This is a genomic window from Bradyrhizobium sp. 76 (assembly GCF_023073025.1).
GTDB lineage: Bacteria > Pseudomonadota > Alphaproteobacteria > Rhizobiales > Xanthobacteraceae > Bradyrhizobium.
Window position 1 is genome coordinate 124,036 of sequence record NZ_JADPIS010000149.1, and the last position, 22,149, is coordinate 146,184.

Sequence of the window (22,149 nt, forward strand, 5' to 3'; positions counted from 1 at the left end):
CCGATTCCATGCTCGACTTCCTCGAATTGGAGGAGACGGTCGGCCGTGCCTGGCACCGGATGGTCGGCGGCACCGCGAGCTATCCGGTTCACGATGATCACGCGGTCGCGCTCGCAGAGGTGAGAGGCCGGCTCGCGGTGATGTTCCGTGCGCTTGGGGGCGAGACGGGTGTTCAGATCGCAAGCGCAGGCGCACGCAGAGCGGGCCATCGGCTCGGCTGGCGGCAGTGCATCGGCCTTGGAGACGAACGTCTCGAACAGCCGGGCCGCGACGCCGCGACCGTCTTCCTCCCCGATCGCATCGCGATATTCGCCGACCGCGGCCTCAACGCATGCCTCTATCGCTGGCTTGCGGCGTGGTTCGCGGTCGCTCCGATCGAGACGATCACGGAGCTTGATCCGCTGCGGCGGGACCTTCTGGTCCTGCGCCGGGCGAGCGAGACGGCGGTCTTTGTGCTCACGCAGTTTCCCGGGCTCGCCGCCGATTACGCGCAGCTCGCCGCAGCAATGGCCGAGGCTCGGCCGCGACGTCCGTTGCCGCGTCTCGAGCAGGAGATCGAGCAGATCGCTCTCGCCTTGCTCGGGGCCGGAAAGGCGCCCGCGGGCCGGCTGTGGCCGGCGATGATGGGAACAGGTCCGCTGCCGGACAAAGCGCCGCCGGGCTATCGCTCGGTCCTGCCGTGTCCGCTCTGGGGCGATTGCTGGACGCGCGAGCTTTCGCCCGCGCATGCGGGCGACGACGCGTGCGCGCCGGGCGCGGGGGCCGCGACCCAGGACAATCGCAAGCGCTTTGCCGTACGCGAGCGCGAAAACAACGCCAATCGCCGCGATCCCTTCGTGCTCAACCGCTTCGAAAAGATCCTCGCGATGGCCGAGATGGTCAATGTCGACCGTCCGGCCGACGACAACGAGGACGAGGACGCGCAGAAGGCCGCCGACGATCTCGAGGAGATCACGCTCAGTCGTCGCAGCGGCAAGCCGGCGAGCCGGCTCAAATTCGATCTCGACCTGCCGCCGGAAGCCCTTGATGCCTCGCCGCTGAACGCAGATCTCACCTATCCCGAATGGGACTACCGCAGCAGCTCCTACCTGCCCGATCACTGCCACGTGCTCGCGGGCGCCGCGTCCGAGACCGGCGAGACCTGGTCGCCCGACGAGTCCATGCGCCGGCATATCCGTCAGGTGCGGCGGCGCTTCGAGATCTTGCGGCCGCGCCGCGAATTGATACGCGCCCAGGCCGATGGGCACGACCTCGACCTCGACGCGCTCGTGCGCGCGCGGTGCGATCTTCGCGCCGGCAGCGGCGGCGGTCTCGATCGTATCCATATCGCGATGCGCCCGCAGGGGCACGATCTCGCCGTCACGCTGCTTGTCGATGTCTCGCTCTCGACGGACGCCTGGGTCGAGGGCCATCGCGTGCTCAACGTCGAGAAGGAGGCACTGCTCGTGCTCGCGCACGGCCTGTCGGCCTGCGGCGACCACCACAGCATCCTGACCTTTACGTCCCGCCGACGGTCCTGGGTGCGGCTCGAAACGGTCAAAGCCTTCGGCGAGCCGATGGGCGGGGCAGTGGAGCGTCGTATCGGTGCGCTGAAGCCCGGCTACTACACGCGGATCGGCGCGGCGGTGCGCCACGCCTCGGCCGAGCTCGCCCGTCAGCCGCAGCGCAAGAAGCTGCTGCTCGTCCTCACCGACGGGAAGCCGAACGATGTCGATCACTACGAAGGCCGCTTCGCGGTCGAGGACACCCGCAAATCGGTGCAGGAGGCGCGCCGGCTCGGCATCGCCGCCTTCGGCGTCACGGTGGACGCAACCGCGCAATCCTATTTCCCGACGCTGTTCGGGCGTGGCGGATACGCCATCGTCGGTAATATCCGCCGACTGCCCGCGGCGCTGCCGGCGATCTACCGGCAGGTGGCGCACTGATCCGGGAAAGGGTGCGGCCTTCCGTCTCTGGTGAGCTATTGCCCATGCTATGGGTATATGATCGAATGGCGTGATGGACCAGGGCCGGCCGAAACCCGATCTGATCATCTTCGACTGCGACGGCGTGCTGGTCGATAGTGAGCTGTTGAGCTGTCGGTGTCTGTCCGACGTGCTGGCCGAATGCGGCATCGCGCTGAGCCCGGAGCAGGCGTTCGAACTCTTTCTCGGACGCAGCACCAAAGCGGTCGAGCAGCATTATCGGGATCTCGGGCAGGTCGTGCCGGACGGCTTTCTGCCGCGCTTGAAGTCGCATGTGTTGAGCACGTTCGCCGGATCACTCCAGCCGATCGCGGGTGTTGCCGCCGTGGTATCGGAATTGCGGACACCATTCTGCGTGGCCTCGTCCAGCGACATCGACCGTATCGCGCTCTCCCTTGACGTCACCGGCTTGCGGGCGCATTTCGGCGACCGGATTTACACCGCGCAGATGGTCAGGCACGGCAAGCCGGCGCCCGATCTCTTTCTCCACGCGGCCGAGCAGATGGGCGCGCAACCTGCGCGCACGCTGGTGATCGAGGACAGTGCGAGCGGCGTGCAGGCGGGTAAGGCGGCCGGCATGATGGTCTGGGGATTTGCCGGCGGCAGCCATTATCGCGGACGCGACGGGCACGCTATACTGTCGGGTGCGGGGGCCGACCGGGTCTTCGCGCGCATGATTGATTTCTGGAAGGACGCCTGACGCCTGCCATGGCCGCCGAGAACGAAAAGACCAGGCTCGATGACGCCGCGCGTGCCGGCTGGCTGTATTTCATTGCCGGTCACACCCAGGACGAGATCGCGAAGATGCTCCAGGTGTCGCGCGCGTCGGCGCAGCGGCTGGTGTCGCTGTGTCTCGCCGAACGGCTCATCACCTTCCGGCTGGAACATCCCATCGCCGCGTGCATGGAATTGGCGGGGCGTCTGAAGGAGCATTTCGAGCTTACCCATTGCGAGGTGGTGCCGGTAGATTCCGCCGCACCGCAGGCCACAGCGGGCATTGCCGAACGCTGCGCCAATCTGCTCGATTCCACCCTGCGTTCGGAGACCCCCGTCATCGTCGCGCTCGGCACGGGACGCGCCGTGCGCGCCGCGGTCGAGCGCGTCACGCCGATCGACCGGCCCAATCACCAGATCGTCTCGCTGGTCGGCAACATCTCCGCCGACGGTTCTGCGAGCTTCTACGACACCGTCGGTCGGCTCGCCGATCGCACCGGCGCACGGCACTATCCGATGCCGCTGCCGTTCCTGATGTCGTCCGAGGACGAGCGCAACAAGATGGTCCGGATCGAGCCGATCGTGAAGGTGAAGGCGGTCGCGGCCAAGGCGGATTTACGCCTCGTCGGCATCGGCCAGATGGACCAGAAGGCGCAGGTCCTTGTCGACGGCTTCGTCACCCGCGACGAATTGTTCGAGATGATGCGGCAAGGGGCAATCGGCGAGATCACCGGCTGGGCCTATGATTCCAAGGGCCGCCTGCTGAGGGCCGGCACCAACAGGCGCCTGACCAGCATCCCGCCGGAAGTGCCCGCGAAGACCACGACGATCGGCGCCGCGCTCGGTGCCGCCAAGGTGCCGGCGATCGCGGCGGCGTTGAATGGACGCTTGATCAACGGGCTGATCACGGACGAGGCGACCGCAACGGCGATTCTGGAGCGCTGAGGCAGGCTCGCTCTTCGCGCTGGCAAGGCAGGCGGTCTTTCCCCACACCACACTGTCATCATCCGCGCAGGCGGACGATCCAGTACGCCGCGGCTCCTCTTAGGGCGAACCAATAGACGACACGGCGTACTGGATGCCCCGCTTTCGCGGGGCAAGACACTGAGTGTGAGACGAGAGCTCAGCCCATCTCCCGCACCGCAGCACTCATAAGTTGCGCGAACAGCTTTGCGCCTGCTTGACAACGGCCCGCCCTCAGTCGAACATACGCCCAACGCGTGGGCATATGCTCAAAAGCGCGATCCTAGGGAGGTCACCGTGAAACACGTCCTCGGCGCCGTCTGCGGCGCGTCTTGCCTGTTGCTGGCCGTCCCTGCGATGGCCGAAATCACCCTGACGATCGCCACCGTGAACAACGGCGACATGATCCGCATGCAGGGGCTGACGGCTGAATTCACCAAGAAGAACCCCGATATATCGGTCAAATGGGTGACGCTTGAGGAGAACGTGCTGCGCCAGCGCGTCACCACCGACATCGCCACCAAGGGCGGCCAGTTCGACGTCCTCACCATCGGCACCTACGAGGTGCCGATCTGGGCCAAGAAGGGCTGGCTGGTGCCGCTCGCGAATCTCGGCGCCGACTACGACGTCGCCGACCTCCTGCCCAAGATCAAGGATGCGGTCTCCGTCGACGGCAAGCTCTACGCCGCGCCGTTCTACGGCGAGAGCTCGATGGTGATGTACCGCACCGACCTGTTCGACAAGGCCGGCCTCAAGATGCCGGAAAAGCCGACCTGGGATTTCGTCGTCGACGCCGCCAAGAAGCTCACCGACAAGAGCACCGGCGTCTACGGCATCTGCCTCCGCGGCAAGGCCGGCTGGGGCGAGAACATGGCGTTCCTCTCTGCCATGGCCAATTCCTATGGCGCACGCTGGTTCGACGAGAAGTGGCAGCCGCAGTTCAACACCCCGGAATGGAAGGCGACGCTCACGACCTATGTCGACCTGATGAAGCAGGCCGGCCCTCCCGGTGCGAGCTCGAACGGCTTCAACGAGAACCTGGCGCTGTTCAATGCAGGCAAGTGCGCCATGTGGATCGACGCCACAGTCGCAGCCTCCTTCGTCACCAACCCGAAGGACTCCAAGGTCGCCGACAAGGTCGGCTTTGCGATGGCGCCCAACACCGGGCTCGGCAAGAACGCCAACTGGCTGTGGGCCTGGAATCTCGCAATCCCCGCCGGTTCGAAGAAGGCGGAAGCCGCCGAGAAGTTCATCGCCTGGGCGACGAGCAAGGATTACACCAAGACCGTCGCCGCGAAAGAGGGCTGGGCCAACGTGCCTCCGGGCACCCGAACCTCGCTCTACCAAAACCCTGATTATCTGAAGGTCGCCCCGTTCGCCAAGCTGACGCTGGCCTCGATCGACGCCGCCGATCCGAACAAGCCGACAGTGAAGCCGGTGCCCTACGTCGGCGTGCAATATGCGGCGATCCCCGAATTCCAGGGCATCGGAACGCAGGTCGGGCAGCAATTCTCGGCCGCGCTTGCGGGATCGATGACGGTTGATGCCGCGCTCACCGCGGCGCAATCCTCAACCGAGCGCGAGATGAAGCGCGCGGGTTACATCAAGTGAGCTCGAGCTCTCCCTCCTGAGCTCAGACTTGCGGCCATCCACCGCTAAGGATGGATGGCCGCCTTCTTCCCGCAAGCGGAGAAGCCAACAATGGCAACCCGGCAGACGCAGCTTCTCGCACGGACGCTTCTGACGCCGGCCGTCGGGCTGCTGTTCATCTGGATGATTGTCCCGCTCGCGTTGACGATCTATTTCTCGACGCTGCATTACAGCCTGCTCGATCCCGGCTCGGAATCGTTCGTCGGGCTGGAAAATTTCCGCTACTTCCTCACCGATCCCGCGTTCCTCGCCTCGCTCCAGAATACGCTGGTGCTGGTCGGCTCGGTGCTGGCGCTGACTGTCCTGCTCGGAATTCCGCTGGCGCTGCTGCTCGATCAGCCCGTGATCGGCCTCAACATCGTGCGGCTGATGGTCATCGCGCCGTTCTTCGTCATGCCGACGGTGAGCGCCTTGGTCTGGAAGAACCTGTTGATGCATCCGGTGTCCGGGCTGTTTGCCTGGATCGCGTCGCTGTTCGGGTTGACGCCGATCGACTGGTTCACCGACGCGCCGCTGCTCGCGGTGATTCTGATCGTGTCTTGGCAATGGCTGCCGTTCGCGACGCTGATTTTGCTCACTGCGATGCAGTCGCTCGACGAGGAGCAGAAGGAGGCCGCCGAAATGGACGGCGCCAGCGCGGTCTCGACCTTCATCTACATTACGCTCCCGCACCTCGCGCGTCCCATCACGGTGGTGATCCTGATCGAGACGATCTTCCTGCTCACCGTCTTTGCCGAAATTTACGTCACCACGGGCGGCGGCCCGGGACTGTCGACCACCAACATCGCTTTCCTGATCTATTCGCAGGCACTGATCCAGTACGATGTCGGCACCGCCTCGGCGGGCGGCCTCGTCGCCGTCGTGATCGCCAACGTCGTAGCTTTCTTCCTGGTCCGCATCGTCGGCCGCAATCTGGAGGCTTGAGACATGGCGCGGATAGCGACGAGGCAGCGGGTGGTGGTCTCGACCATCGGGGCGTGGTTCTTCGGCTTCCTGATCTTCTTCCCGATCCTCTGGATGGTATTGGCGAGCTTCAAGACCGAACTTGAGGCCTTCGCGATTCCGCCGTCCTTCCTGTTCTTCCACTGGACCACCGAGAACTACGCAACGGTCCAGGAGCGCAGCGACTATTTCCTCCACGCAATGAACTCGATCATCATCGCCGGCGGCTCGACCTTGATCGCGCTGCTGATCGCGATCCCCGCCGCCTGGTCGATGGCGTTCTCGCCGACCAAACGCACCAAGGACATCCTGCTCTGGATGCTCTCGACCAAGATGATGCCGCCGGTCGGCGTGCTGGTGCCGATCTACCTGATCTACAAGTCCTTCGGCTTGCTCGATTCCCGCATCGGGCTCGTCTTCATCCTGTGCCTGGGAAACTTGCCGATCGTGATCTGGATGCTCTTCACCTATTTCAAGGAGATCCCGCGCGACATCCTGGAAGCCGCGCGCATGGACGGCGCCACCATCGGCCGTGAGCTGGTCTATGTCCTGACGCCGATGGCGATCCCGGGACTCGCATCGACCATGCTGCTGAACCTGATCCTGGCCTGGAACGAGGCGTTCTGGACGCTCAATCTGTCGACCTCGAACGCTGCGCCGCTCACCACGTTCATCGCGTCCTATTCGAGCCCGGAAGGGCTGTTCTGGGCAAAGCTGTCGGCGGCGTCGACGCTGGCGATCGCGCCCATTCTCGTCCTCGGTTGGTTCAGCCAGAAGCAGCTCGTGCGCGGGCTCACCTTTGGCGCGGTAAAGTAGGAAGGGCTGCCGGATCATGGGTCAGATCACACTTCAGGACGTGCAGAAATCCTTCGGCCCCGTGCACATCATCAAGGGCGCGGACCTCGAGATTGCCGACGGCTCCTTCGTGGTGTTCGTAGGTCCCTCAGGCTGCGGCAAGACCACGCTCTTGCGGCTGATCGCGGGGCTCGAGGACGTCTCGGGCGGCAAGATCCTGATCGACGGCAAGAACGTGGTCGACACGCCACCCGCCAAGCGTGGGCTGTCGATGGTGTTCCAGTCCTATGCGCTCTATCCGCATATGAGCGTGCGCGGCAACATCGGCTTCGGCCTGAAGATGGCGGGCCTTTCCAAGGACGAGACCAACCGCAAGGTCGAGGCCGCCGCCGCGACGCTGAACCTCACGCCCTATCTCGACCGTAAGCCGCGCGAGCTCTCCGGCGGCCAGCGCCAGCGAGTCGCGATCGGACGTGCCATCGTCCGCGAGCCCAAGGCCTTTCTGTTCGACGAGCCGCTCTCCAACCTCGACGCGGCGCTGCGCGTCCAGATGCGCATCGAGGTGACGCGGCTCCAGAAGCAGCTCGGCACTACCGCGATCTATGTCACCCACGACCAGGTCGAGGCCATGACCATGGCCGACAAGATCGTGGTGCTCAACGGTGGCAAGATCGAGCAATACGGCTCGCCGCTGGAGCTCTACGAGAGGCCGGCCAACCTCTTCGTCGCCGGCTTCATCGGCTCGCCGAAGATGAACTTCGTCACCGGCGAGCACGCCCTGCAGAAGGGCGCGGCGACGATCGGGGTGCGGCCGGAGCATCTCAAGATCGAACGCGACGGTGCCGGCGGCTGGCAGGGAACGATCGCGGTGGCCGAGCACCTCGGCAGCGACACCTTCCTTTATGTCGATGCCGGACAGCTCGGCATGCTGACGGCGCGCTACATCGGTGAATTGAGCCTGCACGCCGGCGACCATGTGTCGCTGGTGCCGGAGCCCGCGCGCATCCATCGCTTCGACGCGAGCGGCAACGCCATTCGGAACTGACAAGAAGCGGCAAGAAGCGGAAGAGCAACATGTACCTGGAAAAGTTCAAGCTGAACGGCAAGACCGCGTTCATCACCGGCGGCGGGCAGGGCATCGGGCTCGCCTGCGCCGAAGCGCTGGCTGAAGCCGGCGCCAGGGTCGTCATCGGCGATCGTGACAGCAAGGTCGCCGATAGTGCGAAAGCCAGCCTGAAGGCGAAGGGCTTCGACGCCGAGACGGCGATCATGGATGTCACCGACACCAAGCGCGTGGCGGAGGTGGCGAGCGACCTCGTCGCGCGCCACGGCAAGGTGGACATCCTCGTCAACAACGCCGGCATCGCCCGCAGCGAGACGCCCGCGGAGACCGTGACCGACGAGCACTGGCTCAACGTCATCGACGTCAATCTCAACGGCACCTTCTGGTGCTGCCGCGAGTTCGGCAAGCACATGCTCAATGCCAGGAGCGGCGCCATCGTCAATGTCGGATCGATGTCCGGTTTCATCGTCAACAAACCGCAGGAGCAGTGCTTCTACAATGCGTCCAAGGCCGGCGTGCACCATCTCACGAAATCGCTCGCCGCCGAATGGGGCGCGCGCGGCATCCGCGTCAACGCGGTGGCGCCGACTTATATCGAGACGCCGCTCAACGCCTTCGTGAAAAGCAATCCGAGAATGTACGACGCCTGGACCGGTGGAACCCCGATGGCACGGATGGGGCAGGTCGATGAGATCGCCTCCGTGGTGCTGTTCCTGGCCTCGGAGGCCGCGAGCTTGATGACCGGCAGCATCGTGCTGGTGGATGGCGGCTACACTTGCTGGTAGGCTTGCGTCAAAACTGACGAGAGCTTCCGGGGGCGACAATGCCGCGAGCGTATATCGGCGTCGATGTAGGGACCACGAGCACGCGGGCAGGGGTGTTCGACGAGGCGGGCACCTTACTGGCGATCGCACGGCATCCGATCAGGATATGGCACGAGGCCGGCGACATCGTCGAACAATCGTCCCAGGATATCTGGGACGCTTGCACTGCGTCGGTGCGGGCCGCGATGGCGGAAGCTGCCATCGCGCCCGACAGCGTCGGCGGTATCGGTTTCGACGCCACCTGTTCCCTCGTGGTGCTCGACCGGCAAGGCGAACCGCTCACCGTCAGCGCCTCCGGCGACAGGCAGCGCAACGTCATCGTCTGGATGGATCACCGCGCCACGGCCGAGGCGCGGCTGATCAACGAAACCGGTGATGCCGTGCTGCGCTATGTCGGCGGTTCGATCTCGCCCGAGATGGAGATGCCGAAACTGCTGTGGCTGAAGCGGCACATGCGCGCGAGCTTCGATGCTGCAGGGCACTTCTTCGATCTGGCGGATTACCTGACCTGGCGCGCAACCGGCTCGCTGCAGCGCTCGACCTGCACGGTCACCTGCAAATGGAACTATCTCGCCCACGACGGCGGCGGCTGGAGCGCGCCATTCTTCAAGCGCATCGGCCTGTCGGATTTCGTCAACGAGAAATATGCCCGGATCGGCACCGAGATCGTCGCCCCCGGTACGCGCCTGGGCGCAGGTCTCTCCCGCACTGCCGCGGCCGATCTCGGCCTGTCAGCGGGCACACCGGTCGGAGCGTCCCTGATCGACGCGCATGCCGGCGGCATCGGGGCGATCGGCGGGCGCGATGAATCGGACGGCGCGACAGATGTCTCCGACCGCCTCGCCTACATCATGGGAACGTCGGCCTGCATCATGGCGACGACCAGGGAGCCGTGTTTCGTGCCGGGCGTGTGGGGTCCTTATTACTCCGGCATGGTACCAAATTTCTGGCTCAACGAGGGCGGGCAGTCGGCTGCGGGCGCTGCGATCGACCATCTTCTCAAGTCGCACCCCGGCCAAGCCGAGGCGAGCGCGGCGGCGCGCAGCGAGAGCCTCGACCTCATCGAGTTCCTCGAGCGCCGCATCATCGCGCGCGCAGGCGGCGCCAGCCGTGCCGCGCTGCTGGCCAGCGACGTCCATGTACTTCCTGAATTCATCGGCAACCGCTCGCCCTACGCCGACCCTGACACGCGCGCGGTGATCGCAGGCCTCGATCTCGACACCGGTATCGCCTCGATGGAACGGCTGTTCGTCGCCGGTCTGTGCGGGCTCGCCTATGGGCTTGCCGAAGTGATCGAGGCCTTTGCCGCGCATGGCGTCCATGCCGGCATCATGATCATGGGCGGCGGCGCCAGCCGCAGTCCGCTGGTGCGGCAGGTCATGGCGGACACCACCGGCCTCACGGTCGCGCTGCCGCAGACCAAAGAACCCGTGCTGCTCGGCGCCGCCATGCTCGGCGCAGTCGCCGGCGGCGCCTACGCCTCGATCGGCGAGACCATGGCAAAGATGTCGGCGCTGGGACGCAAGAGCGAGCCGACCACGCCCGACATCGCCGCCTTTCACGCCCGCAAGCGCGAGGTCTACAAGCTGCTGCGCGAGGTCGATCGCGGCAGCCGCGTCGCGATGCGCGACATCGCGGGAGGTTGAGACGGATGCTGATTTCCTGCGGCGATGCGCTGATCGATTTCGTTCCGACGCGAATCACCGACGGGCGCGAAGCGGTGATGCCGGCGGTCGGAGGCTCCTGCCTCAACGTCGCAATCGGCATGGCGCGGCTTGGCGCGCCGACCGGCTTTGTCGGCGGGATCTCGACGGACATGTTCGGGCGCATGATCGCCGACCACGCCGCTGCATCCAATGTCGAGCTCGCGCTCGCCACAAGCAGCGAACACCAGACCACGCTCGCTTTCGTTCGTATCGTCGCGGGCGAGTCGCATTACGCGTTCTACGATGCCGAGACGGCGGCGCGGAACTGGGTCTACCAGCGCGGCTCCATTCCCTTCGACGCGGTCGAAGTTCTCCACGTCGGCTCGACCACACTCGTTAACGACCAGGGCGCGACCGAGACCAAGGCCCTGATCGCGGACGCGCGGGCGTCCTCGACAATCTCCTTTGATCCGAACTGCCGACCCAACCTCGTGAAGGACAAACCGGCCTATCTCGCGCGCATGACCGCGTTTGCGGCCAGCGCCGATCTCATCAAGATGTCGGACGTCGATTTTGCCTATTTGTTCGGCGACGAGCCGTATCACCAGCGTGCGAGCACGCTGCTCGCGGGGGGCGCGAGCCTGGTCGTCATCACCCGTGGCGACAGCGGCGCGATTGCGTGGCATGCGGGGGCAGGGCAGATCGAGGTCGCCGCGCCCAAAGTCGTGGTCGCCGACACCATCGGCGCGGGCGACAGTTTTCAGGCGGCGTTGTTGTTCGCCCTGCACAAGCAGGGACGTCTCCCTCGACAGCAATTGAAGGATATCGGCGCAGACGATCTTCGCCGCGCGCTGTCCTTTGCCGCCAATTGCGCCGGTCTCACCTGCACCCGTCCCGGTGCCGATCCGCCCTGGAGCCATGAGGTCACCTGGAGCTGGTAGCTAGGGCAGACCTCGCGCACTTCCGAGTTGTTTCGGTGGCCAGCGGCCATGCGCAAGCCGAAATGGACAGGATCGGTGCACGCTGGCAAGGTCCGCGCATCCTGACGCGAGCCGGTCCTTCCATGAACGATGATCTCTGTTTCCTGTCCGCCACCGAATTGCGCGCGAGCATCGACCGCAAGGAGGTCTCCCCCGTCGAACTCGTCAGTGCGGTGCTCGCCCGTGCCGAGGCGCTCCAGCCTGAACTGAACTGCTTCATCACGATCTGCGGCGACGAGGCGCTTGCCGCCGCGCGCGAGGCCGAGCGCAAGGTGATGGCCGGCGAGCCGCTCGGCCTGCTGCACGGCATCCCCGTCACCGTCAAGGACATCGTCAACACCAGGGGCGTCAAGACCACCTTCGGTGCCGTTCCCTACAAGGACAATGTTCCGAACGAGGATGCCGTCGCGGTTGCAAGGCTGCGCGCGCAAGGCGCGATCCTGATCGGCAAGACCACGACGCCCGAATTCGGCAGCAAGTGCCTGACCGACTCGCCCCTGTTCGGCCGCACCCGCAATGCGTGGAGCGCCGAGCGCTCGCCGGGCGGCTCCAGCGGCGGCGCGGCGGTGGCGGTGGCGAGCGGCATCGCGCCGCTTGCGATCGCGACCGATGGCGGCGGCTCGACGCGGATTCCCGCCGCCTGCAACGGCGTGGTCGGGCTGAAGCAGAGCAACGGCGTAATCCCGCACGGCCAGGCGCTGGACGCGTTCGGCAACCAGACCTATGTCACGCCGATGACGCGGACCGTCGCCGACACCGCGCTGATGATGCAGGCGATGGCCGGCGAGGATTCTTGCGACCCCTGGTCGATCGGTGTTCCCGTGCCCGACTTCATCGGCGCGGCCGCCCCGCGCGGCGATCTGCGTGGGCAGAAAATCCTGTACTGCCTGTCGCCGCCCGGACGCCCTGTCTCTGCCGATGTCGAGGCCGGCTTCAAGGCGAGCCTCGATCGGCTCGCGGGCCTGGGTGCCGAGCTCGAGGAATTTTCGGGCGAGGGGTTCGACATCGAGCCGATCTGGCGCGCCATCAATCACACGGTCTGGCGCACGCGCTTTGCCAAACTCGCGGCCGAGCATGGGGACGCGCTGAGCGAGGCCTTCCTCAAGCAGCTTGCGCTTGCCACCGACGTCAGCGGCGTCGCCTATCAGGAGGCGATGTTCGCGCGCACAGCGTTGTTCCGCCGGGTGCAATCCCTGTTTGCGCGCGGGCATTTGCTGGCGATGCCAACCATCACCCGCACCGCCCTGCCGATCGATCAAGACCTGTTCGGCACCATCGAGATCGACGGTAAGCAGTTTGACAGCGTCCGGCCGCACTGGTTCCCCTGGACCATGCCGTTCAACATGACCGGACACCCCGCGATCAGCCTGCCCTGCGGCTTCGGCCGCGACGGCCTGCCGATCGGATTGCAACTCGTCGGCCGCTTCCGCGCTGATGCGGACTTGCTGCACGTGAGCGCGCTGTTCGAGGCCTCGCAAGGCCTTCTGTCCCGCTGGCCCGGTTGAGCAGATGGGGATGCAGCAAAGCACTTGCCTCCGGTGCCCGGACATGTTGATCGTGCAACGGATGAGCCCTGAATCCGAGCGCGCATGAGCGTATTTGTCCTCCGACGTATGCTGACCTTGCTGGCGACGCTGGTCGGCGCATCCGTGATCATTTTTCTGGTGCTGGATGCTCTCCCGGGCAACGCTGCGCAGATGCTGATGGGCGCCGATGCCTCGCCAGATGCGGTCCGTGCGCTCACGGTGAAGCTCGGCCTCGACCAGCCGCTGGCGGTTCGCTATTTGCAATGGGTCAAGGGGCTGCTGGTCGGCGATCTCGGCAACTCCTATGTCTACGGCACACCGGTTGCCGCCTTGATCGCGGAGCGGCTGGTGCTGACCATTCCGCTCGCGATGATGTCGATGTTGATCACGGTGACGCTGGCGCTCTCGGCCGGCATCTACACCGCCGCCAACCACAACAAGCTCGGCGACGTCGGCGTGATGTCGCTGACGCAGGTCGGCATCGCGCTGCCCAATTTCTGGTTCGCGATCCTGCTGGTGCTGTTGTTTTCGGTGCGGCTGCAATGGCTGTCCGCGGGCGGCTTTCCCGGTTGGGAGGACGGCATCTGGCCCGGCATCAAATCGCTGCTGCTGCCGGCGGTGTCGCTCGCGGTGGTGCAGGCCGCGATCCTCGCACGCGTCACGCGCTCGGCGGTGCTGGAAGTGCTGCGTGAAGACTTCGTCCGCACGGCGCGCGCGAAGGGCCTCGGCAAGCGCGAGGTGCTGTGGAAACACGTGCTGCGCAACGCCATGATCCCCGTGATGACGGTGATGGGGCTGCAATTCGCCAATCTGCTCGCCGGCACCATCGTGATCGAGAACGTGTTCTATCTACCCGGCCTCGGCCGCCTGATCTTCCAGTCGATTGCCAACCGCGACCTCATCGTGGTGCGCAACTGCGTGATGCTGCTCGCGACCATGGTCGTCATCGTCAATTTCGTGGTCGACGTGCTCTATGCCTTCGTCGATCCCCGCATCAAGGTCCACGATCTGTGAGCGCGCCGCTGACCACCCTCGTCGAGGCGCCGGCCATGGCGCGCCCTCTGCCGGCCCGGACCTTCTGGCGCCGCGCGCTGCGTCATCGCAGCTTCGTGCTCGGCGGTGCGCTGAGCGTGCTGGTTCTCGCCTCGGCGCTGCTGTCGCTGGTGTGGACGCCCTGGTCGCCCTACGAGATCGACATCGCGTCAAAGCTCCGACCGCCCTCGGCCGCGCACTGGCTCGGCACCGACGTCTTCGGCCGCGACATCGTTTCGCTGCTGCTCGCCGGCGCCCGCTCCACCATCATGGTCGGCGTCATCGCGGTGAGCATCGGTCTCACCTTCGGCGTCTGTCTCGGCCTGATCGCCTCGGCCAGGCGTGGCTGGACCGAGGAGATCATCATGCGCTTCTCCGATTTCACCTTCGCCTTTCCGGCCGTGCTGTCCGCCATCATGCTCGCCGCAGTCGTGGGGCCCGGCATGGTGACCTCGATCGTCGCCATCGGCATCTTCCAGATCCCGACGCTGATCCGGCTGACGCGCGGCTCGGCCAACGCGATCTGGGCGCGCGAATTCGTGCTGGCCGCGCGCGCGGCCGGGAAGGGCAAGTCTCGCATCACCATCGAGCACGTGCTGCCCAACATCATGTCGATCCTGATCGTGCAGGCGACGATCCAGTTTGCGCTCGCGATTCTTGCCGAGGCCGCCTTGTCCTATCTCGGTCTCGGCACGCAGCCGCCGCAGCCGTCCTGGGGGCGGATGCTGAACGACGCGCAGACGCTGCTGTTCCAGTCGCCGATGCTCGCGGTCTATCCGGGCGCTGCGATCGCGATCGCGGTGCTCGGCCTCAATCTGCTCGGCGACGGACTGCGCGATCTGCTCGATCCACGACTGGCGCGGGAGCGATGACGATGGGCGAGCGCTCGACCATGCCGTTGATCGAGGTTGCCAGTCTCGGCGTACGCCTCAACACCAGCCGCGGGCCGGCACAGGCCGTGCGTGGCGTCAGCTTTGCCCTGAAGCGCGGCGAGACGCTCGGGCTCGTCGGCGAATCCGGCTGCGGCAAGTCGGTGACGGCGTTGTCGCTGATGGGGCTGCTGCCGGACAGCGCGGTCGTCACCGGCAGCATCAAGCTGGATGGAGGCGAACTCGCTGGATTGTCGGACGCGGACTATTGTCGCTTGCGCGGCAATCGCATCAGCATGATCTTCCAGGAGCCGATGACCGCGCTCAATCCGATGCACACGATCGGACACCAGGTCGCCGAGCCGCTGCGGCGTCACAGGAAATTTTCGGCATCGCAGGCGCGCAAGGAAGCGATCGCCTTGCTCGACCGCGTTGGATTGCCCGATCCGGCGAGGCGCGTCGACGCCTATCCGCACCAGTTTTCCGGTGGCCAGCGTCAGCGCGTCACCATTGCGATGGCGCTCGCTTGCGAGCCCGACCTTCTGATCGCGGACGAGCCGACCACGGCCCTCGACGTCACCATTCAGGGCCAGATCCTCGACCTCATCGCCGATCTCGTCGAAGAGCGCGGCATGTCGATGATCCTGATCTCGCACGATCTCGGCGTCATCGCCGAGAACGTGCAACGGATGATGGTGATGTACGGCGGCACGATCATCGAGAGCGGGCCGACCGACGAAGTGTTCCGCCGGATGGGCCATCCTTATACGCAGGGCCTGTTCCGCGCCCGACCGAAACTCGGCGCACGCAAGGGGACGCGGCTGACGACGATATCGGGCTCGGTGCCGGAGCTCGCCGATCTGCCTTCCGGTTGCACCTTCGCCGATCGCTGTCCGCTCGTGATCGAGCAGTGCCGGGCCGCGCTTCCACCGATGGTGGACGTCGGACCCGGCCACTTCGTGCGCTGCATCCGGACGGACGTCTCCATGGCCGAACGCGTCGGAGCGCTGACCGCATGAGCACGGCGCCTCTTCTCGACGTGAAGGATCTCGAGCAGCGCTACACGCTGCCGCGCGAAAGCGTGTTTCGCCCGCCGGGGCAGGTGCGCGCGCTCAACGGTGTGAGCGTGCGGGTCGACGCCGGCAAGAGCCTCGGCATCGTCGGCGAGTCCGGTTCAGGCAAGTCGACTTTCGCGCGGGTGGTGATGGCGCTGGAACGGCCGACATCGGGGCAGGTCGCGCTGCTCGGCCGCGACCTCAACCGCATCTCCGCTGACGAGCTGCGCCGCGCCCGCCGTGATTTCCAGATGGTGTTCCAGGATCCCTACGGATCGCTGGACCCACGCCAGACCGTCGCGCGCATTGTTGCCGAACCGCTCACTGTGCTGGAAGACGCCGACCGGAATACGTTCCGTGCCCGCGTCTCCGCGGTGCTGCGGCAGGTGGGGCTGCGCGATGCCGACATGGAGAAATATCCGCACGAATTCTCCGGCGGCCAGCGCCAGCGCATCGCTATTGCGCGCGCGCTGATCACCCAGCCGAAGCTGATCGTTGCCGACGAGCCGGTCTCCGCGCTCGACGTTTCCGTGCAGGCGCAAGTCTTGAATCTGATGCAGGACCTCCAGGAACAGTTCGGCCTCAGTTACGTCCTGATCAGTCACGACCTCGCCGTCGTCGACTATCTCTGCGACGAGGTCGCGGTGATGTATCTCGGCCGCATCGTCGAGCAGGGCAGGCCAGAGGATTTGTTCGAGCGCTGCGCCCATCCCTACACGCGAGCACTGCTGGACGCCGTGCCGCGGGTGCGCGCCGGTGGCGGCCGGCGCCGGCGCGGGGCCCAGGCGATCGCCTCGCAATCGGCGGCGGCGACCGGGTGCCCCTATGTCTCGCGATGCGCGCTCGCCGACCAGCATTGCCGCGAGGTTCTGCCTGAGCTACGCAAGGTGGGCGAGACGCATCTGGCCGCCTGCCATAAGGCGGAAGCCGTGATGGCGTTGCCGCAATTGCCCGTGGAAGGTTAGCGTCCGCGGCGGGATTGGCGTAGGCTTGAGACGAGACAAGGCCGGGGAGTTACGCATGTTCAGGAAACTATCGATCGTCGCATTCGCCGCCGCGCTTGCCGTGGCTCCGTTGCCGGTGCTGGCGCAGTCCAAGAAGGACAGCGTCGTCATGGCGATGGCGCTGGAGCCGCCCGGGCTCGATCCCACCAATGCCGCCGCCGCCGCGATCGCCGAGGTCACGCTCTACAACATCTATGAGACCCTGACCAAGATCAACGAGGACGGCACCACGTCGCCCCTGCTGGCGGAGAGCTGGACCGCATCGCCCGATCTGAAGACCTATACGTTCAAGCTGCGCAAGGGCGTCAAGTTCCACAATGGCGAGCCGTTCGACTCCGCCGCCGTGAAGTTCTCGTTCGAGCGCAACGCCGTCGCCACCAGCACCAATAAGGACAAGAGCCTGTTCCAGAGCTTCGAGTCCGTTGCCGCGCCCGACGCCGACACGATCGTGATCAGCCTGAAGAATTCGGAGCCGAACCTGCCGTTCCTGCTGGGGCAGGCGAGCGGCTCGATCGTCGAGCCGAAGAGCGCTGCCACCAATATCACGCAGCCGGTCGGGACCGGGCCCTATCAGCTCGGCGCCTGGGCCAAGGGCTCCTCGATGACCCTGACCAAATGGGCCGACTATCGCAACGCCGCCGCGATCAAGCTCTCGAAGGTGACGGTCCGCTTCATCTCCGATCCGTCGGCGCAGGCGGCGGCGCTGCTGTCGGGCGACGTCGACGCGTTTCCCCGGGTGTCGGCCCAGCGCACCATCGCGCAGTTCAAGGCCGATCCGCGCTTCAACGTTATGGTCGGCGGCTCCAGGGCGAAGACCATCGTCGGCATCAACCATCGCAAGAAGCCGCTCGACGACGTCCGCGTGCGTCGTGCGATCCTCGCCGCGATCGATCGCAAGGCGATGATCGACGGCGCGGTCGATGGTTTCGGCACGCCGATCGGCAGCTTCTACGTCCCGACCGCGCTCGGCTATGTCGACACCACAGGCATCAACCCGTTCGATCCCGAGAAAGCCAAGAAGCTGCTCGCCGAGGCCGGAATCACCACGCCGCTCGAGCTGTCGCTGAAGCTGCCGCCGCCATCCTATGCGCGGCAGGGCGGCGAGATCCTCGCAGCCCAACTCGCCAAGGTCGGCATCATCGCCAAGATCGAGAACGTCGAATGGGCGCAATGGCTGTCGCAGGTATTCGCCGGCAATGGTCCGCACAATTTCGACCTCACCATCGTCAGCCATGTCGAGCCGTTCGATCTCGTCAAGATCACCGAGCCGGACTACTATCTCGGCTACAACAACGACGCCTTCAACGCGCTCTACAAGCAGATCGTGTCGACGCCGGATGAAGCCGCCCGTGCCAAGCTTCTCGGCGATGCCCAGCGCATGCTGGCCACCGACGCCGTCTCCGGCTATTTGTACCAGCCGCAGCTGATCACCATCACCAACAAGAAGCTGAAGGGCGTCTGGAAGGACGTGCCCCAATACGAGAACGATTTCTCGACATGGGCGTGGGAGTAGGGTCGCGCAGGTCGATTGCCTGATTTCGGTGACGATCTCTCCCAACGGAAGAGATCGTCACGAGGCCGGTCCAATCAAAAAACCTGAAAACAACCCCATGCACAGTAGCCGAGGGTAGTAATTTCAATGACTTGCGCGCGACGCGATTGATGAGTTGCGCATCGCGCGGTGCCGTTGACGCGTCGGGCAAAACACTGGCATGATGGCATCATCGAAGAACTCGTTGGCCGCCGTCGCCACCACATGCCAAGTTTGCCGGACGAGGTGAAGATCTGACCGGCCGTCTCGATTGCGCGAGCAAACCTTGCAGGCGACATCGCCAAGACCTCGTGGCCAGGCAGACCAAAACCAACCTTAGTCTTCCAAGCAGCGTCTCTCGCTTCTTTCCCGCTGACTCACAACAGACCGTCTGTCTCACGTCAGTCTGAGCCGGAGCGCCGCAGTTGAAAGCGCCGCCCCGGATCTGCTGCGGCAATCCCGTAGTCACACGATGGTCATCAGTTAGCTTTCGTCAACCATCTCGAACAAGGATGCGGGGCGTTTTATTAGCCCTTTGCTTGCGGGAACAAACATGCGCCTGAGCGTAAAAATCTGCCTACTTGGAATCGTTTCCCTCCTCGTTCTCCTTCTATTGGCGCAGGCCTGGATGGCGCTTTCCCGCGCGGCAGCGCTAAATGCGAATGCGGAAGACCTTGCCACCAATTGGCTGCCTGCGACGAAAGCGCTGGGTGACGTCAAGTACTGGTCGACACGTGGTCGGGTCGCCGGCAGTCGCCTGATCATGACCACCGACTCCTTGCAACGCAAAACTACGGAAGGGCAGCTCTCGCAATATCTGGCTAGTGCCGAGAAGGCCGCGAAGGTCTATGAGACCACCATCGTATCGCCTCAGGAAAGGGCGCTTTGGGATAAGTTCCAGCAAAAGTCAGGTCTCTATAAGAATGAGCAGGATCGCATCCTGATGCTGGCCGCGAGTGATCCGGCCAAGGCGATAAGCGACTACAATGGCTCGGGGAGTGCAGCGTTCAGTGAGGCGCAGAACGCCATCGACGCCGTTGTCGAATTCAATGAGAAGGGTGCCGCTCAGGCCGTTTCGGACGCACGCGGCAGCTATTCGCTCGCGAAATTGGTGACGTTCACGGTCGCGGGCGTCGCACTCTTGATGGGTCTGATCGCTGCATACTTTGTGTTGATGCGGGTCACTTCGCCGCTCCAGCGTCTGAACCGAACGATGCGCACCATCGCCGACGGGAAGCTCGATACCGAAGTCGTCTATACGACGCGCAACGACGAAATCGGCGATATGGCCAAGGCACTCCTCGTCTTCAAGGAGAACGGCTTGCGCGTGCGCCAGATGGAGGACGAGCAAAAGGCCAACGAGCAGGCGGAAGCAAGGCGTCGCAAGCAGGAAATGGAGAAGCTTGCCGACGAGTTCGAGCATGCGGTCGGCGAGATCGTGGATGCCGTGGCGTCCGCTTCTACCGAGCTGGAGGCCTCCGCGAATACGTTGACCCATTCCGCCACGCGGGCTCAGGAAGTGACCACGACCGTGGCCGCCGCGTCCGAGCAGGCTTCGGCCAACGTCCAGTCGGTGGCGAGCGCAACGGAAGAATTGTCGACGTCGGTCAACGAAATCGGCCGGCAGGTTCAGGAATCGGCGCGAATGGCGGGCGAAGCCGTCGACCAGGCCCGCAACACAATGAGCCAGGTCAGCGAGCTGTCGCGGGCCTCGACCCGCATTGGCGACGTGGTTGAGCTCATCAACACGATCGCTGGACAAACCAACCTGCTGGCGCTGAATGCGACGATCGAAGCCGCGAGGGCAGGCGATGCGGGCCGCGGCTTTGCAGTGGTTGCCTCCGAGGTGAAGGCGTTGGCCGAGCAGACCGCACGGGCAACCGGCGACATCGGACAGCAGATCACCAGCATTCAAGCCGCAACGCAGGAATCTGTCACGGCGATAAAAAGTATCAGCGGTACGATTGAACGACTTTCTGAGATCTCGTCGACCATTGCGGCAGCAGTGGAGGAACAGGGCGCGGCGACGCAGGAGATCGCCCGCAATGTCCAGCAGGCGTCCCAGGGCACCCAGCAGGTTTCCTCCAACATCGTCGACGTTCAGAGGGGGGCGACCGAGACGGGCGGGGCGTCCAGCCAGGTGCTGTCCTCGGCGCAATCACTGTCCTCCGACAGCAACAGGCTGAAAGCTCAGGTGCAGCGGTTCCTCTCCACCGTACGCGCCGCCTGATCTGAAAAGCAACGGGCGCCTGGTGAACGCCAGGCGCCATCCCGTTCCCTCAAGCATCGATTATCAAAGATGTCGAACGTCACAACTTTGCACCTTAGCCAGCCTGTGTTGAAACAGCGTCTCATCGCAGCCGATCTCATTGCGCAAAGCGAGGAGGCCAGGGAAAAGGCGGCGAAATTTGCACAGTGCTTCGCCGAGCTGGAATCGACCATCGAAGCCTTGAACGGTGCGAAGCAGCACGGCTATCGCATACGCTTTCGAGGGCTTCAAAGCGAGCTAAAAGCTGCCGTTGAGGAGCTGATGGTGTTGGAGAAGCAGCTCTGCGACATTCGCCGACATTTTGCGCGGCAAGCCGTGGCCGAAACGGAGGGCCGCTTTCACCGGCTTTCTTTGAGCTTTCGGAGGTCGCTGGGCAAAATTCCATAAGCTCTTTTGAAAGATCGGCTGAAGTGGGTCAGGTCCGAAAATCCCCAGCCGAGAGCGATGTCGCTGACTGAGCGGTGTATTTGTCTTGGGTCTTCCAGCGCGTGGCGGCATCGAGCCAGTCGCTTGGTCTGGACGAGCCGCATAAGTGAGCTGCCCTGCGTTCCGAGCAATTTGTTGGCTTGGCGAACGCTAATTCCAACACGTTCGGCGATCCGCTCCGGCGTGAGGTCGGTATTCTGCAATCTCGCGTCGATGGCACGGTGAATGTCCCAGACGAGGCGCGATTTGCTTGCTGGAAGTTGCGTTGGTCTATCGACCGCGTTACCGAGGGAGAGCGCAATCAAGTCGATTGCCTGCGTCGAGATGGTTTCTTCACTTGACCTATCGAGCGTACCGCTCAGCTTACCCAGCTTGGCTGCAAAGAATAGGGTTAGGCGATCCTGCGGACCCAAAGGAGCGATGCGGCAGGCCGCAATGTCGAAGTTCGTACCGATCCTTGCTTCAAGTTCCGTTCGAGGAACTTTGATGATGAGTGTGGACGAGTGATCGAGAAACTGCATCGTGTGGGCGAGCCGCGGGTCCACACATGCGAGTGAGCCTGCCTCTAAATGCACCCTGCGATCGCTTTGTTCGAGCAGGATTCGACCAGCGAGCAAACAGAATAACAGTACTTCGCTGGGGTCCGAGCGGGCCGCATGCCGGTTTGTGGAAGCGACCTGAATCTCGGAGTTACGTGATCTAACCAGGCCTAGCGAGCCTACACGTCCGACCGACAGCTCTGCTTTGAAGCTGTCCCGGGACGAAGTCGAGGAGTCGTGGTCGGCGATCCGCTCGCGCGTTGCAGCTTGCCAATAGTCAAAACGGTCCCGCGGATGCACGTCTGCGGTGGAGAATGCGACCTCCATAAATCTCCTCCCAATTCCCCCTTGGCCGAT

General features: G+C 64.5%; 19 protein-coding genes. 18 read left to right on the forward strand and 1 reads right to left on the reverse strand.

All coding sequences use genetic code 11. The features are described 5' to 3' along the window. The first annotated feature begins 8 nt into the window (after positions 1–8). From IVB48_RS36080 to IVB48_RS36165, 18 genes are all read left to right on the forward strand, one after another. Positions 9–1,925 (forward strand): VWA domain-containing protein, encoded by a 1,917-nt coding sequence (locus IVB48_RS36080; RefSeq protein WP_247407730.1) that lies wholly within the window; start codon positions 9–11, stop codon positions 1,923–1,925. A gap of 73 nt (positions 1,926–1,998) precedes the next feature. Continuing rightward, complete coding sequence (locus tag IVB48_RS36085) at positions 1,999–2,664, forward strand: HAD family hydrolase (RefSeq protein WP_247407732.1); 666 nt, start codon at positions 1,999–2,001, stop codon at positions 2,662–2,664. A gap of 8 nt (positions 2,665–2,672) precedes the next feature. Further along, positions 2,673–3,623, forward strand: a complete 951-nt coding sequence (locus IVB48_RS36090) for a sugar-binding domain-containing protein (protein ID WP_247407734.1) — start codon at positions 2,673–2,675, stop codon at positions 3,621–3,623. Between the two features lie 315 nt (positions 3,624–3,938). Then, on the forward strand, positions 3,939–5,252 hold the full coding sequence (locus IVB48_RS36095) for a sugar ABC transporter substrate-binding protein (RefSeq protein WP_247407735.1): 1,314 nt from the start codon (positions 3,939–3,941) through the stop codon (positions 5,250–5,252). 90 nt (positions 5,253–5,342) lie between these two features. Next, on the forward strand, positions 5,343–6,215 hold the full coding sequence (locus IVB48_RS36100) for a sugar ABC transporter permease (RefSeq protein ID WP_247288934.1): 873 nt from the start codon (positions 5,343–5,345) through the stop codon (positions 6,213–6,215). Between the two features lie 3 nt (positions 6,216–6,218). Beyond that, the gene (locus IVB48_RS36105) at positions 6,219–7,049 is read left to right on the forward strand and encodes a carbohydrate ABC transporter permease (RefSeq protein WP_027569196.1); all 831 of its coding nucleotides are present in this window, start codon (positions 6,219–6,221) and stop codon (positions 7,047–7,049) included. A gap of 16 nt (positions 7,050–7,065) precedes the next feature. Further along, positions 7,066–8,073 (forward strand): ABC transporter ATP-binding protein, encoded by a 1,008-nt coding sequence (locus IVB48_RS36110; protein WP_027569197.1) that lies wholly within the window; start codon positions 7,066–7,068, stop codon positions 8,071–8,073. Between the two features lie 29 nt (positions 8,074–8,102). Continuing rightward, the gene (locus IVB48_RS36115) at positions 8,103–8,876 is read left to right on the forward strand and encodes an SDR family NAD(P)-dependent oxidoreductase (protein ID WP_247407738.1); all 774 of its coding nucleotides are present in this window, start codon (positions 8,103–8,105) and stop codon (positions 8,874–8,876) included. Between the two features lie 38 nt (positions 8,877–8,914). Then, positions 8,915–10,561 carry an FGGY-family carbohydrate kinase gene (locus IVB48_RS36120; RefSeq protein ID WP_247407740.1) on the forward strand — a complete coding sequence of 549 codons (1,647 nt, stop codon included), beginning with the start codon at positions 8,915–8,917 and terminating at the stop codon, positions 10,559–10,561. Positions 10,562–10,566: 5 nt separating this feature from the next. Then, positions 10,567–11,502, forward strand: coding sequence for a carbohydrate kinase (locus IVB48_RS36125; protein WP_247407742.1), 936 nt, complete (start codon positions 10,567–10,569; stop codon positions 11,500–11,502). A gap of 122 nt (positions 11,503–11,624) precedes the next feature. Next, entirely contained in the window at positions 11,625–13,046 is a 1,422-nt protein-coding gene (locus IVB48_RS36130; RefSeq protein WP_247407744.1) for an amidase, read from the forward strand. An 84-nt stretch (positions 13,047–13,130) separates the two neighbouring features. After that, a complete protein-coding gene (locus IVB48_RS36135; protein ID WP_247407746.1) occupies positions 13,131–14,081 on the forward strand; it encodes an ABC transporter permease in 951 nt (316 codons plus the stop codon). Beyond that, positions 14,078–14,971 (forward strand): ABC transporter permease, encoded by an 894-nt coding sequence (locus tag IVB48_RS36140; RefSeq protein WP_247407748.1) that lies wholly within the window; start codon positions 14,078–14,080, stop codon positions 14,969–14,971. Before IVB48_RS36135 ends, IVB48_RS36140 begins: the two co-directional genes overlap by 4 nt. Before the next feature lie 2 nt (positions 14,972–14,973). Then, positions 14,974–15,987 (forward strand): ABC transporter ATP-binding protein, encoded by a 1,014-nt coding sequence (locus IVB48_RS36145; protein WP_247407750.1) that lies wholly within the window; start codon positions 14,974–14,976, stop codon positions 15,985–15,987. Continuing rightward, positions 15,984–16,988 (forward strand): oligopeptide/dipeptide ABC transporter ATP-binding protein, encoded by a 1,005-nt coding sequence (locus IVB48_RS36150; RefSeq protein ID WP_247407752.1) that lies wholly within the window; start codon positions 15,984–15,986, stop codon positions 16,986–16,988. Before IVB48_RS36145 ends, IVB48_RS36150 begins: the two co-directional genes overlap by 4 nt. 55 nt (positions 16,989–17,043) lie before the next feature. Further along, entirely contained in the window at positions 17,044–18,540 is a 1,497-nt protein-coding gene (locus IVB48_RS36155) for an ABC transporter substrate-binding protein (protein ID WP_247407755.1), read from the forward strand. Positions 18,541–19,111: 571 nt separating this feature from the next. Continuing rightward, positions 19,112–20,788, forward strand: coding sequence for a methyl-accepting chemotaxis protein (locus IVB48_RS36160; RefSeq protein ID WP_247407756.1), 1,677 nt, complete (start codon positions 19,112–19,114; stop codon positions 20,786–20,788). A gap of 69 nt (positions 20,789–20,857) precedes the next feature. Further along, complete coding sequence (locus IVB48_RS36165) at positions 20,858–21,214, forward strand: hypothetical protein (protein ID WP_247407758.1); 357 nt, start codon at positions 20,858–20,860, stop codon at positions 21,212–21,214. Here IVB48_RS36165 and IVB48_RS36170 read toward each other — a convergent pair. After that, entirely contained in the window at positions 21,166–22,119 is a 954-nt protein-coding gene (locus IVB48_RS36170) for a helix-turn-helix domain-containing protein (RefSeq protein ID WP_247407759.1), read from the reverse strand. The two genes, IVB48_RS36165 and IVB48_RS36170, sit on opposite strands and share 49 nt — an antisense overlap. Positions 22,120–22,149: the final 30 nt, after the last annotated feature.